16 protein-coding genes are annotated in these 17,764 nt (G+C 69.2%); 11 read left to right on the forward strand and 5 right to left on the reverse strand.

Going from position 1 to position 17,764, the window contains the following annotated elements; translation table 11 throughout:
- Positions 1-6: 6 nt before the first annotated feature.
- Both ACYVDK_RS11610 and ACYVDK_RS11615 read right to left on the reverse strand, forming a co-directional pair.
- Positions 7-777, reverse strand: coding sequence for a GntR family transcriptional regulator (locus ACYVDK_RS11610; protein ID WP_460521844.1), 771 nt, complete (start codon positions 775-777; stop codon positions 7-9).
- A gap of 181 nt (positions 778-958) precedes the next feature.
- Complete coding sequence (locus tag ACYVDK_RS11615; RefSeq protein ID WP_460521846.1) at positions 959-2,170, reverse strand: MFS transporter; 1,212 nt, start codon at positions 2,168-2,170, stop codon at positions 959-961.
- Between the two features lie 85 nt (positions 2,171-2,255).
- Here ACYVDK_RS11615 and ACYVDK_RS11620 point away from each other — a divergent pair, with 85 nt between their 5' ends.
- The 6 genes from ACYVDK_RS11620 (at position 2,256) to ACYVDK_RS11645 (ending at position 6,875) form a co-directional block, all read left to right on the forward strand.
- Entirely contained in the window at positions 2,256-2,771 is a 516-nt protein-coding gene (locus ACYVDK_RS11620) for a VOC family protein (RefSeq protein ID WP_460521848.1), read from the forward strand.
- A 209-nt stretch (positions 2,772-2,980) separates the two neighbouring features.
- A complete protein-coding gene (locus ACYVDK_RS11625) occupies positions 2,981-3,775 on the forward strand; it encodes a 2-keto-4-pentenoate hydratase (RefSeq protein WP_460521850.1) in 795 nt (264 codons plus the stop codon).
- Positions 3,760-4,584 carry an HpcH/HpaI aldolase family protein gene (locus ACYVDK_RS11630; protein ID WP_460521852.1) on the forward strand — a complete coding sequence of 275 codons (825 nt, stop codon included), beginning with the start codon at positions 3,760-3,762 and terminating at the stop codon, positions 4,582-4,584. Before ACYVDK_RS11625 ends, ACYVDK_RS11630 begins: the two co-directional genes overlap by 16 nt.
- Before the next feature lie 108 nt (positions 4,585-4,692).
- Positions 4,693-5,454 (forward strand): RraA family protein, encoded by a 762-nt coding sequence (locus tag ACYVDK_RS11635; protein WP_460521853.1) that lies wholly within the window; start codon positions 4,693-4,695, stop codon positions 5,452-5,454.
- Between the two features lie 39 nt (positions 5,455-5,493).
- The gene (locus ACYVDK_RS11640) at positions 5,494-6,084 is read left to right on the forward strand and encodes a group III truncated hemoglobin (RefSeq protein ID WP_460521855.1); all 591 of its coding nucleotides are present in this window, start codon (positions 5,494-5,496) and stop codon (positions 6,082-6,084) included.
- Positions 6,081-6,875 carry a helix-turn-helix transcriptional regulator gene (locus ACYVDK_RS11645; protein WP_460521857.1) on the forward strand — a complete coding sequence of 265 codons (795 nt, stop codon included), beginning with the start codon at positions 6,081-6,083 and terminating at the stop codon, positions 6,873-6,875. Before ACYVDK_RS11640 ends, ACYVDK_RS11645 begins: the two co-directional genes overlap by 4 nt.
- Before the next feature lie 76 nt (positions 6,876-6,951).
- Here ACYVDK_RS11645 and ACYVDK_RS11650 read toward each other — a convergent pair whose 3' ends face one another.
- Positions 6,952-7,467 carry a hypothetical protein gene (locus ACYVDK_RS11650; RefSeq protein ID WP_460521859.1) on the reverse strand — a complete coding sequence of 172 codons (516 nt, stop codon included), beginning with the start codon at positions 7,465-7,467 and terminating at the stop codon, positions 6,952-6,954.
- Positions 7,468-7,633: 166 nt separating this feature from the next.
- Here ACYVDK_RS11650 and ACYVDK_RS11655 point away from each other — a divergent pair, with 166 nt between their 5' ends.
- Positions 7,634-8,752, forward strand: coding sequence for an NAD(P)H-dependent flavin oxidoreductase (locus tag ACYVDK_RS11655; RefSeq protein ID WP_460521861.1), 1,119 nt, complete (start codon positions 7,634-7,636; stop codon positions 8,750-8,752).
- 94 nt (positions 8,753-8,846) lie between these two features.
- On the opposite strand, the gene ACYVDK_RS11660 is transcribed toward ACYVDK_RS11655, so the two are convergent.
- The gene (locus tag ACYVDK_RS11660) at positions 8,847-10,160 is read right to left on the reverse strand and encodes a glycosyltransferase 87 family protein (RefSeq protein ID WP_460521863.1); all 1,314 of its coding nucleotides are present in this window, start codon (positions 10,158-10,160) and stop codon (positions 8,847-8,849) included.
- Positions 10,161-10,591: 431 nt separating this feature from the next.
- Here ACYVDK_RS11660 and ACYVDK_RS11665 point away from each other — a divergent pair, with 431 nt between their 5' ends.
- On the forward strand, positions 10,592-11,713 hold the full coding sequence (locus ACYVDK_RS11665; protein ID WP_460521865.1) for a M24 family metallopeptidase: 1,122 nt from the start codon (positions 10,592-10,594) through the stop codon (positions 11,711-11,713).
- Positions 11,714-12,185: 472 nt separating this feature from the next.
- Entirely contained in the window at positions 12,186-13,172 is a 987-nt protein-coding gene (locus ACYVDK_RS11670) for an arginase family protein (protein ID WP_460521867.1), read from the forward strand.
- 129 nt (positions 13,173-13,301) lie between these two features.
- Here ACYVDK_RS11670 and ACYVDK_RS11675 read toward each other — a convergent pair whose 3' ends face one another.
- Complete coding sequence (locus tag ACYVDK_RS11675; protein ID WP_460521869.1) at positions 13,302-14,072, reverse strand: IclR family transcriptional regulator; 771 nt, start codon at positions 14,070-14,072, stop codon at positions 13,302-13,304.
- 101 nt (positions 14,073-14,173) lie between these two features.
- Between ACYVDK_RS11675 and hutH the strand changes: the two genes are divergently transcribed.
- Complete coding sequence (gene hutH, locus ACYVDK_RS11680) at positions 14,174-15,736, forward strand: histidine ammonia-lyase (RefSeq protein WP_460521871.1); 1,563 nt, start codon at positions 14,174-14,176, stop codon at positions 15,734-15,736.
- 198 nt (positions 15,737-15,934) lie between these two features.
- On the forward strand, positions 15,935-17,629 hold the full coding sequence (locus ACYVDK_RS11685) for a urocanate hydratase (protein ID WP_460521873.1): 1,695 nt from the start codon (positions 15,935-15,937) through the stop codon (positions 17,627-17,629).
- The last annotated feature ends 135 nt before the right edge of the window (positions 17,630-17,764 follow it).

Genomic DNA, 17,764 nt, shown 5'->3' on the forward strand with positions numbered 1-17,764 from the left:
CAGACCTCAGTTGTTGACGAGCGTGATCTCGAACGCGTAGAGGTCGGGCCGGTAGCAGTGCCGGCCGAACTCGACGGCCTTGCCGTTGTTGTTGTACGCCGTGCGCTCCATGGTGAGCACCGGGCCGTGCGCCTTCAGGTCGAGCAGCTCGCTCTCCTCGTGGGTGGCTGCGCGCGCGCCGATGCGCTGGTGCGCCACGCTGATCAGGGTTCCGCGCCCGCGCATCAGCTGGTAGAGGCCGCGTGCGGTGAGGTCGTCCTCGGAGATGTCGGCGAACTCCTGCGGGAGAAAGTTCTCCAGCACCGCCAGCGCAACCCCATCGGATGACCGCACTCGTCGCACGTGCAGCACCGGCGACCCCTTCGGCAGCGACAGCATCTCGGCGATCGTCTCGTCGGCCTCGATCACCTCGCGCGTGAGCAATGTGGTTGCCGGATGCTTGCTCCCGCGTTCCAGGTCGTCGTACAGGCTGGTCAATTCCACCTTGCGGGTCAGTGGGCGCTGCACCACCTGGGTGCCGATGCCGCGCCTGCGTACCAGCAGGCCCTTTCCGACGAGTTCCTGGATGGCACGCCGCACGGTGGGTCGCGACAAGCCGAGTCGCTCGCCGAGCGCGATCTCGTTCTCCAGCCGGGCACCGGGCGCGAGCGTGCCATCGGCGATGGCCTGCTCGATCTTCGTGGCGACCTGGAAGTACATCGGGATCGGGCCCGACCGGTCGATGTCCATGAACAACTCGGACGGCAGGGTGGTCTGCTCGGCGATCGTGTCCGGCATCTGCGCTCCCTCTGATGAGGACGCCCTCCACCGAGGTGACAAAGGCGTCCATTTGTCAGGAGTTTACGTCATGGATGCCGGAACAGCTGCCGACCATCGCCCACGGCCGCGATCCCGACACGGCGCGAGGGCGCGTATGGCCCTCGTTCGATGAACCCATGCTGAGTGCACTGGTGCTCGATCAGGATGACTGTGTTCCGGACGATCGCTCGGCATCCGCCTGCGACGCGTGACTGGATCGGACGCGCTCCCGCCGGGAGAGACGCTCGGCCACACCGGTGAGGCCCAGGGCCGCTACGGTGAGCACGGCGCAGACGGCGAAGACGACCTGGTATCCGAGCACGGTGGCGGAGCCGAGGGCGATGATCGGCCCCGACACGATCGCACCGATGCGCCGCGTGTTCGTGAACAGGCCGGATGCCAGCCCCGGCCGGGGGATGATCTGCAGGAACATCGTCAGGCCGACCCCCGCGACGACCGCGAAGAACCATGCGTTCAGCGCCTGTAGCGCGATCACCGTGACGGGATCGGCTGCGAACGTCATCCCGGTGTAATACCCGATGCCCGCCACGCACCCGGCGACGACGAGGGCGTTGTCGGAGAATCGTCGGCCGAGCCGCCCCAGGATCAGCAGCGCCGGGATCTCCAGCAAGGCCGACAGGCCGAGCGCGATCCCGGACCAGATCAGGGGCAGTCCGAGGCGTTGCGTCACGAACAGGCTCATCACCGAGACAGCGGCGCTGTTCGTGGCCTGGAGTGCGACGAACGCCACCACGATGACGATGACCGCCGATTTGGGGACCGGCGTCGCAGCGCCCTCCGCAGACGGTTTCGATACGCCGCTCACGGCATCCTTGCGCTCGACCGCAGTCGTGACGAGCGCGATCGCCACGTTGAGCGTGGCCACGGCCATAAGAATGAGCAGGATGGACCGATCGCCGAATCCACCCATGACGATGGTGGCCAGCGGTGGACCCGCGACCCAGGCGAAGGACACGATCGCCCTCGTGCTCACGATGTCGGAGGGTCGTGCTCCGGACGCCTTCAGATGGGCGAACAGCAGTGACGAACCGACTCCGGCAGGTCCACCGAGCACGACGAGCGCGACGACCGCGATCGGCAACGATGCGGTGAACGCGAGTGCGACGGCGAGCGCCAGCGTGAGCACGCCGCACAGCAGCATCGGGCGCAGGTAGTCGCGGCGGCGATCGGCGTACGCCGGGAGCAGGAGGGATGCGACGAATCCACTTGCGTTGTAGACGGCGAGCACCCAGCCCACCTGCACGGCCGTGGCGTCATAGAGCGAGACCAGCAGGAGCGCCAGCACCGGGTTCAGGAACGCGAACTGCAGTCCCCAGAAGAGGGCGGACGATGAGGCGAGGAGATGGCGCATGCTTCTCCCCTCAGATCCGGTGCCTGTTCCATGTTCGCGGAAGCGTGTGACGGCAACCAGGTCGTGCTGGTACCCCTGTGGGAACATGTGCTCTGCGTCGACGATCCGGTGCCAGCCGGGCGAACCAGGCGTCTGCGTCGGCGGCACCGACGAGCTGTGGGGCACCTGGATGGAGGTCAAGGGCAACACGCACGACCTCGTCTTCACCAACGGCCGCGGACCGCGGCTGCACCACTTCGCGTTCGCGGTTCCGGATGCCACGTCGCTGATCCACGCGGCAGATGTCGCGGGAGCGCTCGGCGCCGGCAACGAGATCGACCGCGGGCCCGGCAGGCACGGCATCAGCAACGCGCTGTCCCTCTACCTGCGCGATCCCGACCAGCATCGTGTCGAGCTCTTCAACACGCATTACCAGTTCATCGACCTGGAGACGCCGCCGATCCGGTGGGATGTGACGAACCCCCGCCGTGCACAGCTCTGGGGGATGCCTGCATCGCGTCGCTGGTTCTTCGAGGCCAGCGATTTTCCGGGCGAAGAGGTGCGCGAGCCGCTGCTCACCGCCTCGCCGGACACCCTCGAGGACTATCTCGGCATCCATTGAGCGGACTCTCGCACCGCCGGTTGAGCCTGTGCCCCGCCGGTTGGGCCGATGTATCGCCGGTTGAGCCTGTCGAAACCGCCGCAACGAGTGCGGGTTTCGACAAGCTCAACCCGCGAGGGGCCTCAACCCGCGAGGAAGCTCGACCCGCGAGGAGTTCGCCGGATCGTATACGATGTGGAACACACGGCAGACGAGGATGTGGAGCTGGGATGGATACCGACCGACGCGAGGCGATCGCCGACGAGCTTTTCGCGGCGCACCAGACCAGGAGCGTTCTGCCGCGACTCACGGCGCGCAACCCCGACATGACGGTGGAGGACTCGTACGCCATCCAGAGCCTGTGGGCGCAGCGCCGCATCGATGCGGGCCGCGCCGTCGCCGGGCACAAGATCGGCCTCACGTCCAAGGCCATGCAGGCTGCGACCGGCATCACCGAGCCCGACTACGGCGTCATCTTCGACGATCAGGTGTTCGCATCCGGATCGCGGGTCGAGTTCGACGCCTTCTCCAATGTGCGCATCGAGGTGGAACTCGCATTCGCGCTGAAGAAGCCTCTCTCCGGTGACGGATGCACCATCGACGACGTTCTCGACGCCACCGAATACGTCGTGCCGGCTCTGGAGATCCTCAACTCGCATCTCGAACTGGAGGGGCGCACCATCGTCGACACCATCGCGGACAACGCGGCGCTCGGCGCCATGGTGATCGGAGACGAGCGCGTCGCGCCCGACGCCATCGACTTGCCCTGGGTCGCCGCGGTGCTCGACCGCGGCGGCGAGATCGAGGAGACGGGCGTCGCCGCCGGCGTGCTCGGGCATCCGGCTCTCGGGGTCGCCTGGCTCGCCGGAAAACTCGCGCAACACGGTGCCGGCCTCGCCGCCGGTGAGCTCGTACTCGCGGGGTCGTTCACGAGGCCGATGTGGGTGAAGCGCGGCGACCTCGTTCGCGCCGAGTACCGCGCCGCCGATCGATCGATGGGAGAGGTGACATGCCGGTTCGAATGATGCTTCCGCCCACGCTGCCGCAGGTACTGGAGCGCACCCAGCGTCCGCTGGCGGGCATGTGGGTCGTGTCGGCCAGCCCGCTGATCGCCGAGATCGCGGCCGGCAGCGGCCTCGACCTGCTGCTGATCGACGGCGAGCACTCCGCCAACTCGCTGCAGAGCATCCAGCTGCAACTCCAGGCGACGGCCGCCTACCCCGTGACGCCGATGGTTCGCGTGCCGTTCGGAGACGCGGTGCTCATCAAGCAGTACCTCGATCTCGGCGCGCAGAACCTCATCGTGCCCATGGTCGATAGTCCCGAGCAGGCCGCCGAGGTCGTGCGCGCTGTGCGCTACCCGCCGCGCGGCGTGCGCGGCGTTGGCAGCGCGCTCGCCCGCAGCGCACGGTGGAACCGCGTCGACGGATACCTCGGGCGCGCGGCAGATCACGTCTCGCTGACCGTGCAGATCGAGTCGAGCGCCGCGGTCGAGAACGTCGATGGCATCGTCGGCGTCGACGGGGTGGACGCGCTGTTCGTCGGACCGAGCGATCTCTCGGCATCCATGGGCCTGCTCGGGCAGCAGACCCACGCCGACGTCGTAGCGGCGGTCGAGCACGTCATCGGCGTTGGCTCGGAGGCGGGGCGTCCCGTCGGGGTGAACGCTTTCGACCTCGACGTGGCGCAGCACTACCTGGATGCCGGCGCGCGCTTCGTCTTCGTCGCTGCCGACGTCGCGTTGCTGGCTCGGGCATCCGAGGCGCTGGCCGACCGGTTCTGCGGATCGAGCGAACCGGATGCCGGTGATGCGACGCCGCGAGCAAGTTACTGACCTCTGCTGTCGACCTCTGCTGTCGACCTCTGTTGTTGACCCGGCGCCGGCGCCGAGAATCATCGGCGGCGACAGCGGCCGGAATCCGACTCTCCACGAAGGGATGCCATGAGCACCGAGAACACTGCGTCCGCCACTACCGCGCAGAAGACTGAGACGACGTCCGTCGAACCGCTTTCCGCCGAAATGCTCGCCGTTCTGGACGGCGTCGCGACGGCGACGTTGAGCGCTGCACTCCGTAGCCGCGGGTATACGGACATCTTCGTCGAGGGTGCGCTCCCGCTGCGCCCGGGGGCGCGCATGGTCGGGGTCGCGCGCACGCTGCGGTTCGTGGCGTTCCGCCCCGACCTGTTCGCCGACCACGGTGGCGGGTTCAACGCGCAGAAGCGCGTTTTCGACTCGGTGAACCCCGGCGAGGTCATCGTGATCGAGGCGCGCGGCGAACGCGGAACCGGCACGGTCGGCGATGTCCTGGCGCTTCGGGCACAGTCGCGCGGCGCGGCAGGCATCGTCACCGATGGAGGCGTGCGAGACGCCGAACAGGTGGCATCCTTCGACATCCCCACCTTCGCGCAGGGTGCTCACCCCTCCGTGCTGGGGCGGCGGCACGTGCCGTGGGAGTCCGACGTCGTCGTCACGTGCGGCGGGGCCGCGGTGTGTCCTGGCGATGTGATCGTCGGCGACGGGGACGGCGTCATCGTGATTCCGCGGCAACTGGCCGCGGAGGTGGTGGCGCAGGCTGCCGAGCAGGAGCGTCGGGATGCCTGGATCGCCGACCGCGTCGCCGAGGGGGAGAGTCTGGACGGGCTGTTCCCGATGAACGCCCAGTGGCGGCAGCGGTACGAGAGCGAGCGGGACGCAAGCGAATAAAAAGCACGAGCGTCCGTTCAATGGCGTAGCCTGAGAGGCATGACGACGACACCTGCGATGCGTGACACCGAGCCAGGCGGTGCCGAGCACGTGGGCGCTGCTCCCGTGGGCGCTGCTCCTGTAGGCGACGAGCGCTACTCCCTCGACCCCGAGGGCGGCCAGCGCCGCGACCTCGCGGATCGGGAGGACATCGCCGAGCTCGTCAGCACGTTCTACACGAGGGCATTCGCCGACGACCTCATCGGTCACATCTTCACCGATGTGGCGCACATGGATCTCGACCACCACCTGCCGATCATGTGCGACTTCTGGCAGACCGTTCTCTTCAACGCGGGCCTCTACCGGCGCAACGCCCTGCAGCTGCACTACCTGCTGCACGCGAAGCATCCGCTGCACGAGGAGCACTTCAGGCGCTGGATCGCGGTGTGGACGTCGACCGTGGACGACCTCTTCGAGGGTCCGGTCGCCGAGCGGGCGAAACTGCAGGCCGACCGGATCGCCGGGTCGATCCACCGCCGGCTCGACGGGCGCTCGGGAAGCCAGTTCGAGAGCATCGGTCAGCGGAACGCGACAGCGGGCGTCGAGTACGGTCGTCATGTGCATCCGGGTGAGGCGGTGGCGGAGCGGTGAACGGTGGCGCAGCGGTGAACGGTGACGGGGCAGCGGAGCACGTCGCGGGTTCGACCGAGCCGGCGGCGCGGCGGCGCGTGCTGGACGTGCTGGCCGGGTCGAGGCATCCGCTGGACGCGAAGGCGGTCGCCGACAAGCTCGGCGTGCATGTGACGACCGCGCGGTTCCATCTCGATCAGCTAGAGGCGGCAGGGCTCGTGCAGCGCCGCACGGCCAGGGAGAACAGGCCGGGCAGGCCGCGGCTGGTCTACGTGCTGAGTGCGACGCTTCGCGCTGCGGATGCCCGTGAGCAGCTCATCGAGGTGCTGGCGAACGCGCTCGGCGGTCCGCTGGCGGCCGACACGCAACCGCGGCGGCGCGGTCGTGCGGCCGCAGTGGCTGCGGGCGAACGCTGGGCCGACGCGGTGGAACGTCGAGCGAGCGCACCCGAAGCGGAGACGAGGGCCCGTGCGGCGGCGAACAGCAGCACTGCGCACACCGCCGAGGTGCACGACCCGGTCGAAGACCTGGTCGACGTGCTCGACTCCCTCGGGTTCGCGCCCGAGGCCGTCGGCGACGAGATCCTCATGCACGAATGCCCGTTCCGTGCCGCCGCGCGTGAACGCCCCGATGTGGTGTGCGCCGTGCACCAGGGACTCGTGGAACGGATGCTCGCATCCGTTCCTGCAGACGGTCGGCTCAAGTCGAGGCGCACGGTCGGGTCGGGGCCGGTCGCCGTGCCGCGAACGGCCACGCTGCTGCCGTTCGTGCAACCGGACCTCTGCGTGGTGCAGCTCGGCCGCTCTGCCTGACCTCCGATTCGCTCGCCGGTTCGATCCCGAACCACGTCGTGTCCCGCGCTTTGCGGGTCATCGGCGGGCGAGGTCGCTAGGCCGCGGCGAGGCCGGTCACTCCGATGCTCACGAGCAGTGCGACCTTCAGCACCTCGAGCGCGATGTACGCGAAGTGCAGGGTGTGGCGTGGCATCCGCTCAGCCGTGCGCCCGTCGGTCACGCGCCGATCCATGAGCGGTCGCACCACGAGTGCGCCGAGACCCAACACCACGATCGCGGCGATCACGAGTATCAGCGAGACTGGAACGTCGCCCGCACCCTGCAGCAGCACCGCGACCAATAGCACCACCGCGGCAATGCCCTCGACGATGTTCAGTGCCCGGAACACGAGGCGTCCGATGCCGACGCCCACCTCGACCGACAGGCCCGGTGCCCGGAACTTGAGCGGAGCCTCGAGGAACGAGATGCCGAGCACGAGGCCCAGCCAGGTGAAAGTCACGGCGACCTGCGTGGCGAGTGCGGGATTCACGGATGTCTGCCCATCGATCGGGTCGAGACGCGTCGGTGCAGCGGTGTCGTCGCGGTGCGCGTTCGGGATAAAGCGGAACAATATCCTTTTTACCAGAAGAGCCGGTGGGTTCCGGTCGTACGATCGCTGCGGAACGTCCATGCGATGCGCCGGAGGCTGTTGGGGGCCGAACGGGCGAGCTTGCTCGCACGGGCATCCCGATCGAGCCACTGGGCGGCACCGCCGCAACAGACCGAGGAGCCGATTCATGAACTCGCAGACCGCCGATTCCCTGTCCTCGGATGCATCGTGGCCGAGCGCATTGACGCGCATGCTCGGCATCGAGGTGCCCATCGTGCTGGCGCCCTTCGGCGGCCTCTCGTCCGTGGAGCTGACCGTTCGGGTCAGCGAGCTGGGCGGCCTCGGATCGTACGGGCTCTATGGATACGACGCCGATCGCATCCGGCGAACCGCCGACGATCTGCGTGCGGCGACCTCGCGCCCCTACTCGTTCAACCTGTGGTTGCCGACGGGCACCGAACGCGACCCGGATCCGGACGAATACGCCCGCGCCGTCGAGGCCGTGCGCCCGCTGTTCGCCGAGGTGGGTCTGGAGGTGCCGGATGCCCCGGCTCGTTATCTGCCTCCGTTCGAGGATCAGCTGCAGGCGGCACTGGATGCCCGGCCGGCCGCCCTCAGCTTCGTGTTCGGTGTGCCAGGGCGAGACATCCTGGAGGCGGCGCACGCGCGAGGGATCAAGGTCATCGGCTCCGCAACGACCGTGGACGAGGCGGTGGCTCTTGAGCAGGGCGGCGTCGACGCGATCGTCGCCACCGGTGCCGAAGCGGCGGGCCACAAGGTCGCGTTCCTCGAGCCGGCCGAGAGGTCGCTGGTGGGACTCTTCGCGCTCGTGCCGCAGGTGAGGGACGCGGTGGCCGTTCCGGTGATCGCGGCCGGCGGCATCGCCGACCGGCGCGGCGTACGGGCCGCATTCGCACTCGGTGCCGACGGCGTACACGTCGGCACGGCCTTCCTGCACACGAAGGAGTCCGCCGCGAACGACGCGCACCGGGCGGCGATCGAGTCGACCGCCGCACATGCCAGCGTGCTGACCAGGGCGATGAGCGGCCGTCTCTCCCGGGGGGCCTCGAACCTCGCCGTGCGCACCATCGAGCGGGCGGACGCGATCGCGCCGTTCCCTGCGCAGAACTGGCTCACCGGCCGGTTCCGTGCGGCAGCCGGCGTGCAGGGCAACGGTGAGCTTCAGTCGCTGTGGCTCGGTCAGGCCGGCCGTCTCGCGACACTCGACACGGCAGACGCCGTCTTCGCCGAACTCGCTTCCGGGTTGCCGGATACCGCTACTACTGCCCTACCGTCGGGCGAGTAGCTGCCGCACGCTGCGAACCGAACCTCGTGCGAACACCGGGTTTCGATACGCGTCGATTTCGGCGTCGCCACTGAACCGGCGGCGATGGCGCCGTTCAGCCGGCGATCGCCGTTTCGACCGCGACACCGCCGGTCGCACGCGACGCGGCATCCGTCGCCCGTGAACGCGCTCGGCAGAGCCGCACGATCGCCCACGCGAACAGCACGCAGAGGGCCAGGTTGCGGGAGGCCAGCAAAGCGATCGCGGCCGGGTTCGCGTCGATGACGAGGTTGTAGATCCACGGGTAGAACGCCTGCGTGAGCGCGGCGACGGCGAGGCCGACGAATGCCGGGAACCGGAACCGGCGCGGCTGCCGAACCAGCCCGTAGACGATGGGCGCAGCCAGCCAGGTGATGTACTGCGGCGACAGCACCTTGTCGAAAAGCATGAGCGCGAGCACCATCGCGAGCATGAGCGCCGGAAGCGCCTTCGCGTCGTGCCGCATCGCCGCGAAGAGCCCTAGAGCCATCACGGTCACCAGCGCGAGGAACAGCAGCGGCGTCATGAGGTGCGCAGCCATCTGGGTGCCCGGTCCTGACACCTCGAACGTGTTGAGCGCCCGACTGTAGAACACGTGCGACGGATGCACGTGCAGCGCTGCCGCCCACAGCCATCCGGTCGCGACGGGGGATTCGATCTGCAGGCCACGGGCATCCTGGGTTCCGATGAAGCTGAAGAGCCGTGTTCCCGCGCCCAGCGCCAACGGGATCGCGACGATCGCCGCGCTCGTGACCACGGCGATCACGATGGTGCGGAGGCGGTGTCGGGCATCCAGAAGCAGAGACGCCAGCAGGGCGACCGGCCAGACCTTGATCCAGGTCGCGATCGTCAGCAGCACGATGGCCACGCGCGGTCTCGTGCTCAGCCAGAGCAGACCGGCGATCGCGATCGGCACCGAGACGGTGTCGATGCGGGTCAGGGCGATGGGGCCGAGCAGCAGCAGGAAGGCCAGCCACCACCAAGCGGCGCTCCATCGGCGGCGGCTCGGGCGGTGGGTCAGCATGGCGATGGCTGCGGCGTTCAGGCCGGTCACCATCACGATCCAGGCGAAGCCGTACGCGGCCGCGCCGAACAGCATGGGCGCCAGCACCGGTACGAGGGCCGCGATCGGATACACCCAGCGCGAGTCGATGCCCACGATGCCATGGCCTGCGAGCACATGGTGCGCCCAGGGAAGGTAGATGGTGTGCACGTCGCCGAGATACTTCTGTTGATCGAGTGACAGCACGAGTGCGCCGAGCCCGACATGCACGAACGCGAACGCCAGCCAGAGCCAGAGGTGGGATGTTCGAGCCCGGCTCAGCCATTCGCGGGCGCGGGTGCGCGCCGGCGCGGCGTCGGCCGAGGCGATGTCGCTGGGGAGCAGCACATTCGGATGCTACGCATCCGCGTTCTCAGCAGCCTCCCATCGCGCGTTCGGGCACGGCCGGATCGTGCCGGCTCGGGACTCGGGAGCCTGTCGACGGCCGGGTTTCCCGCGCGATCACTGGAGAGTCGCCGCCTCGAGGTTCTGTGAGGGTCTTCACGCGAGTTGCAGCCGCGGCGTACCGCTGAGGCGCGCGGTAGCCGGAACGCGTCTGCCGAACCGCTACGCAGATCGGCATTCGCTACCGAATACTCCTGTGGCGGATGCCGATTCGTGTAGCGCGACGGGCCGGCTGTTGTGAGCGACTGCGCCTGGCGCCGCCCCTGTGCGACCCTTGGATGCCATGGGCGCTGTACTGGGCCTGCTCGCGTTCCGGTCGCCGCCGGTCCTGAGAAACGAACAGGGGTGCGGGGTGACCTCGTAGTCTCGACCACATGACACAGGCCGGAGATCGATTCGCCGCTTCCGTCTACGCCGCCAGGCTCGAGCGCGCGGCGGCGCTCGCCGCCGAGGCCGCGATCGACGCCGTCATCGTGACACCCGGACCGGATCTGCAGTACCTGATCGGCTCACGCGCCAGCACGTTCGAGCGACTCACGGCGCTCGTGATACCGGCGTTCGGTGCTCCGTTCATCGTCGCTCCTCGCATGGAGCTGGCCGCGTTGCGGTCGTCGGCGCTCGGCGAACTCGATGTCGAAGTTCGGGACTGGGTCGACGGCGATGACCCGTACGCGCTGGCGCTGAAGGGCCTCGGCGTCGTGCGCCGGTTCGGCCTCTCCGAGGCGACGCCTGCACTGCACGCGGTTCCGCTCGCTTCGACGGCGGATGCCGCGCCCGAGCTCGCGACGCCGGTTCTGCGCCGGCTGCGCATGGTCAAGGATGCCGCGGAGATCGACGCCCTGCGCGAGGCCGGTGCGGCCATCGACCGGGTGCACGCCCGTATGGGCGAATGGCTGCGGGCGGGGCGCACCGAGCGCGAGGTCGCGGCCGACATCGCCGCGGCGATAGTGGAGGAGGGGCACGCCGAGGCGGATTTCGTGATCGTGGGATCCGGTCCGAACGGAGCGGATCCGCATCACGAGGTGTCCGACCGCCTGATCGGTGACGGCGAGATCGTCGTCGTCGACATCGGCGGCCCCACGGCGCTCGGCTACAACTCCGACAGCACGCGAACGTACGCGATGGGAAGGGTTGGCGCGGGCATCCGGGATGCCTATGCCGCGCTACAGAGTGCACAGCAAGCGGCCGTCGACGTGGTCCGGCCCGGTGTCACGGCCGAGAGCGTGGACACCGCGGCACGCCGTGTGCTGCAGGATGCCGGTCTCGCCGACCGCTTCATCCACCGCACCGGGCACGGCATCGGCCTTTCGGTGCACGAGGAGCCCTACATCGTGGCGGGCAACCGCACGGTTCTCCAACCCGGTATGGCGTTCAGCATCGAGCCGGGGGTGTACTTCGCAGGCGAATGGGGTGCGCGCATCGAGGACATCGTGGTCGTCACAGCTGACGGAGTCGAGCCGCTGAACGGTCGGCCGCACGCGCTCGCTGAGCTGTGAGCCGGCGAGCGCCTCTGTCGGGGTTCGGCCCGCTCTCGCGACACCGGTGTTCCCGCCGGTGGGGGGAGAGCTGATCGGATCCCTGCGCGAGCGCGGCGGTTTCCCCGCCGTCGACGACGATGGGGGACATCGTGCTGCGCAACTGCCCACTCCACGAGGTGGCTCAGCACCAGACCGAATTCGTGTGCGGCATGAACCACGCGCTGATCCGCGGCATCCTGAGCGGGACGGGCGACGACCCAGGGCGTGCGGAGCTGGCGCCGTGCCCTGGGCGCTGTTGTCTTGTGATCCGCCCTGAGGGGTGAGCGGCGGGTGCGGTCCACTGTGATCAGCCTCACCACCGCCTGACCGTGCTGCACCGAGCGATGATCACGCGTCGCACCGGGCCGCCGAGCCCGTGCAACGCCCGGTCGACGCTCTCTGCGGGCAGGCTCGCGCGGCGCTCACCTCAGTCATCGGTATCCTGGCGCCCATGACCGCGACGACGCTTTTCGAGGATCCCCATTGGCCGCGAGCAGGGCGCTGGCCGGCCGCCGACGCGCTGGGGGCATCCACGCGCGTCGACGTGGGGATCATCGGCGTGCCCACCTGGCGCACGTCTCTCTCGGCGACCGGTGCGCACGCCACCCCGGCGGCGATCCGGGATGCGATCCAGCGCTACGGCACGTTCGCGGGCGAGCCCGGCTGGCCTGCGGTGGCCGACTTCGGCGATGTGACCGAGCCGGACGGCGACGGAGAAGCTGAGGCGATCGATGCGGTGCGGCGGGCATCCGCTCGCAGTTCGCTCGTCATCGCGCTCGGCGGCGACAATGCGCTCACCTACAGCGTCGCCCTCGGGTCGTGGACCGCACCAGACCGGGAACGCGTCCGCGCAGATGACGGCGGGCCCGACAGCTTCGACGCCGAGAGTCGCATCCGGAATGCCGGACTCATCACCATCGACGCGCATCACGACCTGCGCGACGGCATCTCCAACGGCTCACCCGTGCGGCGACTGCTCGAGGCGGGTCTCGACGGCGACCATGCGGTGCAACTGGGCATCGCGGACTTCGCGAACTCGCAGTTCTACGATACGAGGGCGCGTGAGGCGGGCATCCGCATCGTGCGGCGCGACGAGTTCGAGGAGCGGCCGCTGGAGGCGATCGTCGCCGATGCGCTCGAGACCGCAGGAGCGGCAGGCGGTCCCATCCATGTGGACGTCGACGTGGATGCCTGCGACCGAGCCGTCGCGCCCGCTTGCCCCGCATCCATTCCCGGTGGTCTCTCCGCGTACCAGTTGCGCCGCACGGTGCGCCTGCTCGCCCGCGACCCGCGCGTGACCTCCCTCGACATCGCCGAGGTGGATGCCACGAGAGACGCGGTGGACGGCCGCACTGTGCGTCTGGCCGCGCTGGTCGTGCTCGAGGCGATCGCCGGCTTCGCACAGCGCGCTGGAGCTGAAAGCGGACGTCATTTCTGACCTCCGCCGCGACGCCCCCTATCGCTCGGCCGTCCGATCCGCTTCGCGGCTCGTCCGGAACCGGCGATGGGGGCCCAGCGCCGACCGCCGTCGCGGCGGTCGGTTGTGCCAGCCGCTTCTGGGTCCCGCTCAGGGAACGCGCGCCGCGCCACCGCCGATGCGGCGACCGAGCTCGGCGGCGGCGCGGCCGATCCGTGCGGCAGTCGCATCGATGTCGATGTCGCGCTCGGCGGAGAACGTGACGGCCACCGAGGCCGCAGGCCATCCAACGTGGTCGGGCACGGCGACCGCCATCGAGCGCAGGCCCTCGGTCACCGAAGAGTCCTCCAGCGCATAGCCGCGCTCCCGGATCGCGCGCAGCTCCGCGCTGAGCTCCCGGTAGGCGGCCACGCCGACGCCGGTGCGCGTTGTGAACGCCCCGCGATCGGGGTAGAGAGCACGCACCTGCGCCGCGGGCAGGCCGGCGAGCATGGCGAGGCCCGATGCGGTGAGGTGTGCGGGAAGCCGCACACCGACATCCGTGACGAGATACGGACCGTGAGGTGCCCGTTCCTCCACGAGGTAGACCACGTCGCGGCCGAGCAGCACGGTGAGATGCCCGCTCAGCCCGAGATCGTCGACCAGCCGGGCGAGCACGGGAGCACCGACGCGGGTGAGCGGCTGCTGCCGGTTGAACCCGCTGGAGAGCTCGAACGCGGCCACGCCGAGACCGTACTTCTTCAGCTCGGGGATCGGGATGACGAATCCATGCTCGGTCAAGGTCGCGAGAAGCTGATAGACGGTCGAGCGGGGCAGCGCGAGTGTGCGCGCCACCGTCGCAGCGGCCACGGGACCGCGTTGTTCACTCATCAGCCGCAGTATGCGCAACGTGGCATCGGCGGCGGGAGCTTTGCCCGGCATTCCGCCATAATACGCCGAAGTAGCCCACCATGTCCGGTATACCGGACGTGGATCACCCTTCGAACACTCCCCGAAGAGCGCTCGTGCCGTGCAATGGATTCATGAGCACCGAAGCACCTGCCCTCATCCGCGAGGTCACCGTCGGGGTCGGCCCCCTCTCCATCGCCGACGTCGTCGCTGTGGCGCGCCACGACGCCAAGGTCGTGCTCGATGCGGATGCCGTCACCGCCGTGACCGACACCCGTCGTGTGATCGAGGCGCTCGCCGATGATCCCGAGCCGCACTACGGCATCTCGACAGGATTCGGCGCGCTCGCCACCACGTACATCCAGCGCGCCGACCGCGAACAGTTGCAGCTCAGCCTGATCCGCTCGCACGCAGCGGGGTCCGGTCCCGAGGTGGAGCGCGAGGTCGTTCGCGCCCTCATGCTGCTGCGACTTTCCACACTGATGACCGGGCGCACCGGTGTTCGCGAGTCCACGGTGCGGGCGTACGCCGACGTGCTCAACGCGGGCATCACGCCGATCGTGCGCGAGTACGGCTCGCTCGGCTGCTCCGGAGACCTGGCCCCGCTGGCGCACTGCGCGCTCGCGCTGATCGGGGAGGGCGAGGTGCGAAACGCGGTCGGCGCGGTGGTGCCGGCGGCCGTGGCGCTGGCCGAGGCCGGCATCCGAGCGATCGTGCTGGCCGAGAAGGAGGGCCTCGCGCTCATCAACGGCACCGACGGCATGCTCGGCATGCTCGCGCTCGCGATCACCGATCTCGACGCGCTGTACAAGGTCGCCGACGTCACTGCCGCGATGAGCGTGGAGGCGCTGCTCGGCACCGATGCCGTGTTCGCCGCCGATCTGCAGGCCCTGCGCCCGCAGGTCGGCCAGGCGGATTCCGCCGCGAACCTTCGAGCCGTCCTCGCCGGATCGCCGATCGTGGCCAGTCACGCCGGGCCCGAAGACCCGACCGTGCAAGACGCCTACTCGCTGCGCTGCAGCCCCCAGGTCGCCGGTGCCGGGCGCGACACGATCGCCCACGCCCGCTCGGTCGCCGACCGCGAGCTCGCGTCGGCCGTCGACAACCCGGTCGTCACGCTCGACGGCCGCGTGGTGTCGAACGGCAACTTCCACGGTGCGCCGGTCGCGTACGTGCTCGACTTCTTGGCCATCGCCGTCGCGGATGCCGCGAGCATCGCCGAGCGCCGCATCGATCGGCATCTGGACGTCTCGCGCAACAAGGGCCTGCCGGCGTTCCTCGCCGATCGTGCCGGTGTCGACTCCGGACTCATGATCGCTCAGTACACGGCCGCGGGGATCGTCAGCGAGCTGAAGCGGCTCGCGGCACCGGCATCCGTCGACTCGATCCCCTCCAGCGCGATGCAGGAGGACCACGTGTCGATGGGATGGGCGGCGGCCCGCAAGCTTCGCCGCGCCGTCGACGGCTTCTCCAGAGTGCTCGCCATCGAGCTGCTCACGGCCGCCCGCTCGCTCGACCTGCGAGCACCGTTGCAGCCGGGCCCCGCTACCGCGGCCGCACGCGCCCTGCTGCGCACCCGCGTCGCAGGCCCGGGGCCCGACCGGTGGCTCTCCGCCGAGATCGAGGAGGCCGTCGAACTCGTGGCCCGCGGCAGCATCGTCGCCGAAGTCGAGCGCGTGACCGGCCCCCTCCGATGACCCCACCCATGCCCACACCTCGCCGCCCACCCATGCCCGTGCCTGGCGGCCCGCACCTCGCCGCCCATCCATCCCCACACCTCGCCGCCCGCACCTTGCCCAGAACAGGACGGATAGCGATTACCCGCTGAGAACAGGACGATTTGGCCTGTTCTCGGGCGGATGTCCTGTTTTCACCTCGTAATGAAGGAGCTTCTGATGAACGACCGCCTTCCGATCCACGCCCCGCGCGGCACCACGCTGCGCGCCAAGTCGTGGCAGACCGAGGCGCCGCTGCGCATGATCATGAACAACCTGGATCCCGAGGTCGCCGAGCGCCCGGCCGACCTCGTCGTCTACGGCGGCACCGGGCGCGCAGCCCGGAGCTGGGAGGCGTTCGACGCCATCGTGCGCACGCTGGAGACGCTGGATGCCGACGAGACGCTCCTCGTGCAGTCCGGCAAGCCGGTCGGCGTGTTCCGCACGCACGAGTGGGCACCCAGGGTGCTCATCGCCAACTCCAACCTGGTTCCGGACTGGGCGACGTGGCCCGAGTTCCGCAAACTGGAGTCCGCCGGGCTGACCATGTACGGCCAGATGACCGCCGGAAGCTGGATCTACATCGGCAGCCAGGGCATCCTGCAGGGCACGTACGAGACGTTCGCGGCGGTCGCCGCCAAGTTCGCCGCCAAGTTCGCCGCAAAGGGCGGGGGAGAGGAGCACAGCGGAGGATCCCTCGCAGGCACCCTCACCCTGACCGGCGGATGCGGCGGAATGGGCGGCGCCCAGCCGCTGGCCGTCACCATGAACGAGGGCGTCGTGCTCATCGTCGACGTGGACCGCGCGCGGCTGCAGCGCCGCGTCGACCACGGCTACCTCGACGAGCTGACCGACGACCTCGATGACGCGGTCTCCCGAGTCATCGCCGCGAAGAACGAGCGCCGCCCGCTCTCGGTCGGACTCGTCGGCAACGCCGCGACCGTGTTCGCCGAGTTGCTGCGTCGCGGTGTGCCGATCGACATCGTCACCGACCAGACCAGCGCGCACGACCCGCTCAACTACCTGCCAGAGGGTATCTCCGTCGAGGACTGGCACGCCGCAGCCGAGGCAGACCCCGAGGGGTTCACGGCGAAGGCGCGGGCATCCATGGCGAAGCAGGTGACGGCGATGGTCGGATTCCTGGATGCCGGTGCCGAGGTCTTCGACTACGGCAACTCGATCCGTGCAGAGGCTCAACTGGGCGGCTACGACCGGGCGTTCGCCTTTCCCGGGTTCGTGCCTGCATACATCCGTCCGCTGTTCGAGGAGGGCAAGGGCCCGTTCCGGTGGGCCGCACTCTCCGGTGACCCGGCCGACATCGCCGTCACGGACCGTGCGATTCTCGAGCTGTTCCCGAACGACGACAAGCTGCGCAGGTGGATCACCCAGGCATCCGAGAAGGTGCATTTCGAGGGCCTGCCTGCACGCATCTGCTGGCTCGGTTACAAGGAGCGGCACCTGGCGGGCCTGAAGTTCAACGAGCTCGTGGCATCCGGTGAGATCTCCGCGCCGATCGTGATCGGCCGCGACCACCTCGACTCCGGCTCGGTCGCCTCCCCGTATCGGGAGACCGAGGGCATGAAGGACGGCTCGGATGCCATCGCCGACTGGCCGCTGCTGAACGCGCTGCTGAATACCGCGTCGGGCGCCACCTGGGTGTCGATCCACCACGGTGGCGGCGTCGGCATCGGACGTTCGATCCACGCCGGCCAGGTGGTCGTCGCCGACGGCACCGACCTCGCCGCGCAGAAGATCGAGCGGGTGCTCACGAACGACCCGGGAACGGGCGTGATGCGCCACGTCGACGCGGGTTACGAACGCGCCGCCGAGGTTGCACGCGAACGCGGGTTGCGCATCCCCATGCTTGAGGGGTGAGCACTCGCGCAGCATCATCGCCGGTTGAGTCACCGCAGGTTGATCTTGAATCACAGCCGGTTGGTCTCGTATCACCGCCGCTTGATCTCGTATCACCGCAGGTTGGTCTTGTATCACCGCAGGTTGGTCTTGTCT

The organism is Humibacter antri, from assembly GCF_054777235.1.

Excerpts from the sequence above, each read along its gene's own strand:
- ACYVDK_RS11610 (WP_460521844.1), bottom strand. The coding sequence starts at position 777 with ATGCCGGACACGATCGCCGAGCAGACCACCCTGCCGTCCGAGTTGTTC.
- ACYVDK_RS11615 (WP_460521846.1), bottom strand. The coding sequence starts at position 2,170 with ATGCGCCATCTCCTCGCCTCATCGTCCGCCCTCTTCTGGGGACTGCAG.
- ACYVDK_RS11620 (WP_460521848.1), top strand. The coding sequence starts at position 2,256 with ATGTGCTCTGCGTCGACGATCCGGTGCCAGCCGGGCGAACCAGGCGTC.
- ACYVDK_RS11625 (WP_460521850.1), top strand. The coding sequence starts at position 2,981 with ATGGATACCGACCGACGCGAGGCGATCGCCGACGAGCTTTTCGCGGCG.
- ACYVDK_RS11630 (WP_460521852.1), top strand. The coding sequence starts at position 3,760 with ATGCCGGTTCGAATGATGCTTCCGCCCACGCTGCCGCAGGTACTGGAG.
- ACYVDK_RS11635 (WP_460521853.1), top strand. The coding sequence starts at position 4,693 with ATGAGCACCGAGAACACTGCGTCCGCCACTACCGCGCAGAAGACTGAG.
- ACYVDK_RS11640 (WP_460521855.1), top strand. The coding sequence starts at position 5,494 with ATGACGACGACACCTGCGATGCGTGACACCGAGCCAGGCGGTGCCGAG.
- ACYVDK_RS11655 (WP_460521861.1), top strand. The coding sequence starts at position 7,634 with ATGAACTCGCAGACCGCCGATTCCCTGTCCTCGGATGCATCGTGGCCG.
- ACYVDK_RS11665 (WP_460521865.1), top strand. The coding sequence starts at position 10,592 with ATGACACAGGCCGGAGATCGATTCGCCGCTTCCGTCTACGCCGCCAGG.
- ACYVDK_RS11670 (WP_460521867.1), top strand. The coding sequence starts at position 12,186 with ATGACCGCGACGACGCTTTTCGAGGATCCCCATTGGCCGCGAGCAGGG.
- ACYVDK_RS11675 (WP_460521869.1), bottom strand. The coding sequence starts at position 14,072 with ATGCCGGGCAAAGCTCCCGCCGCCGATGCCACGTTGCGCATACTGCGG.
- hutH (WP_460521871.1), top strand. The coding sequence starts at position 14,174 with ATGAGCACCGAAGCACCTGCCCTCATCCGCGAGGTCACCGTCGGGGTC.
- ACYVDK_RS11685 (WP_460521873.1), top strand. The coding sequence starts at position 15,935 with ATGAACGACCGCCTTCCGATCCACGCCCCGCGCGGCACCACGCTGCGC.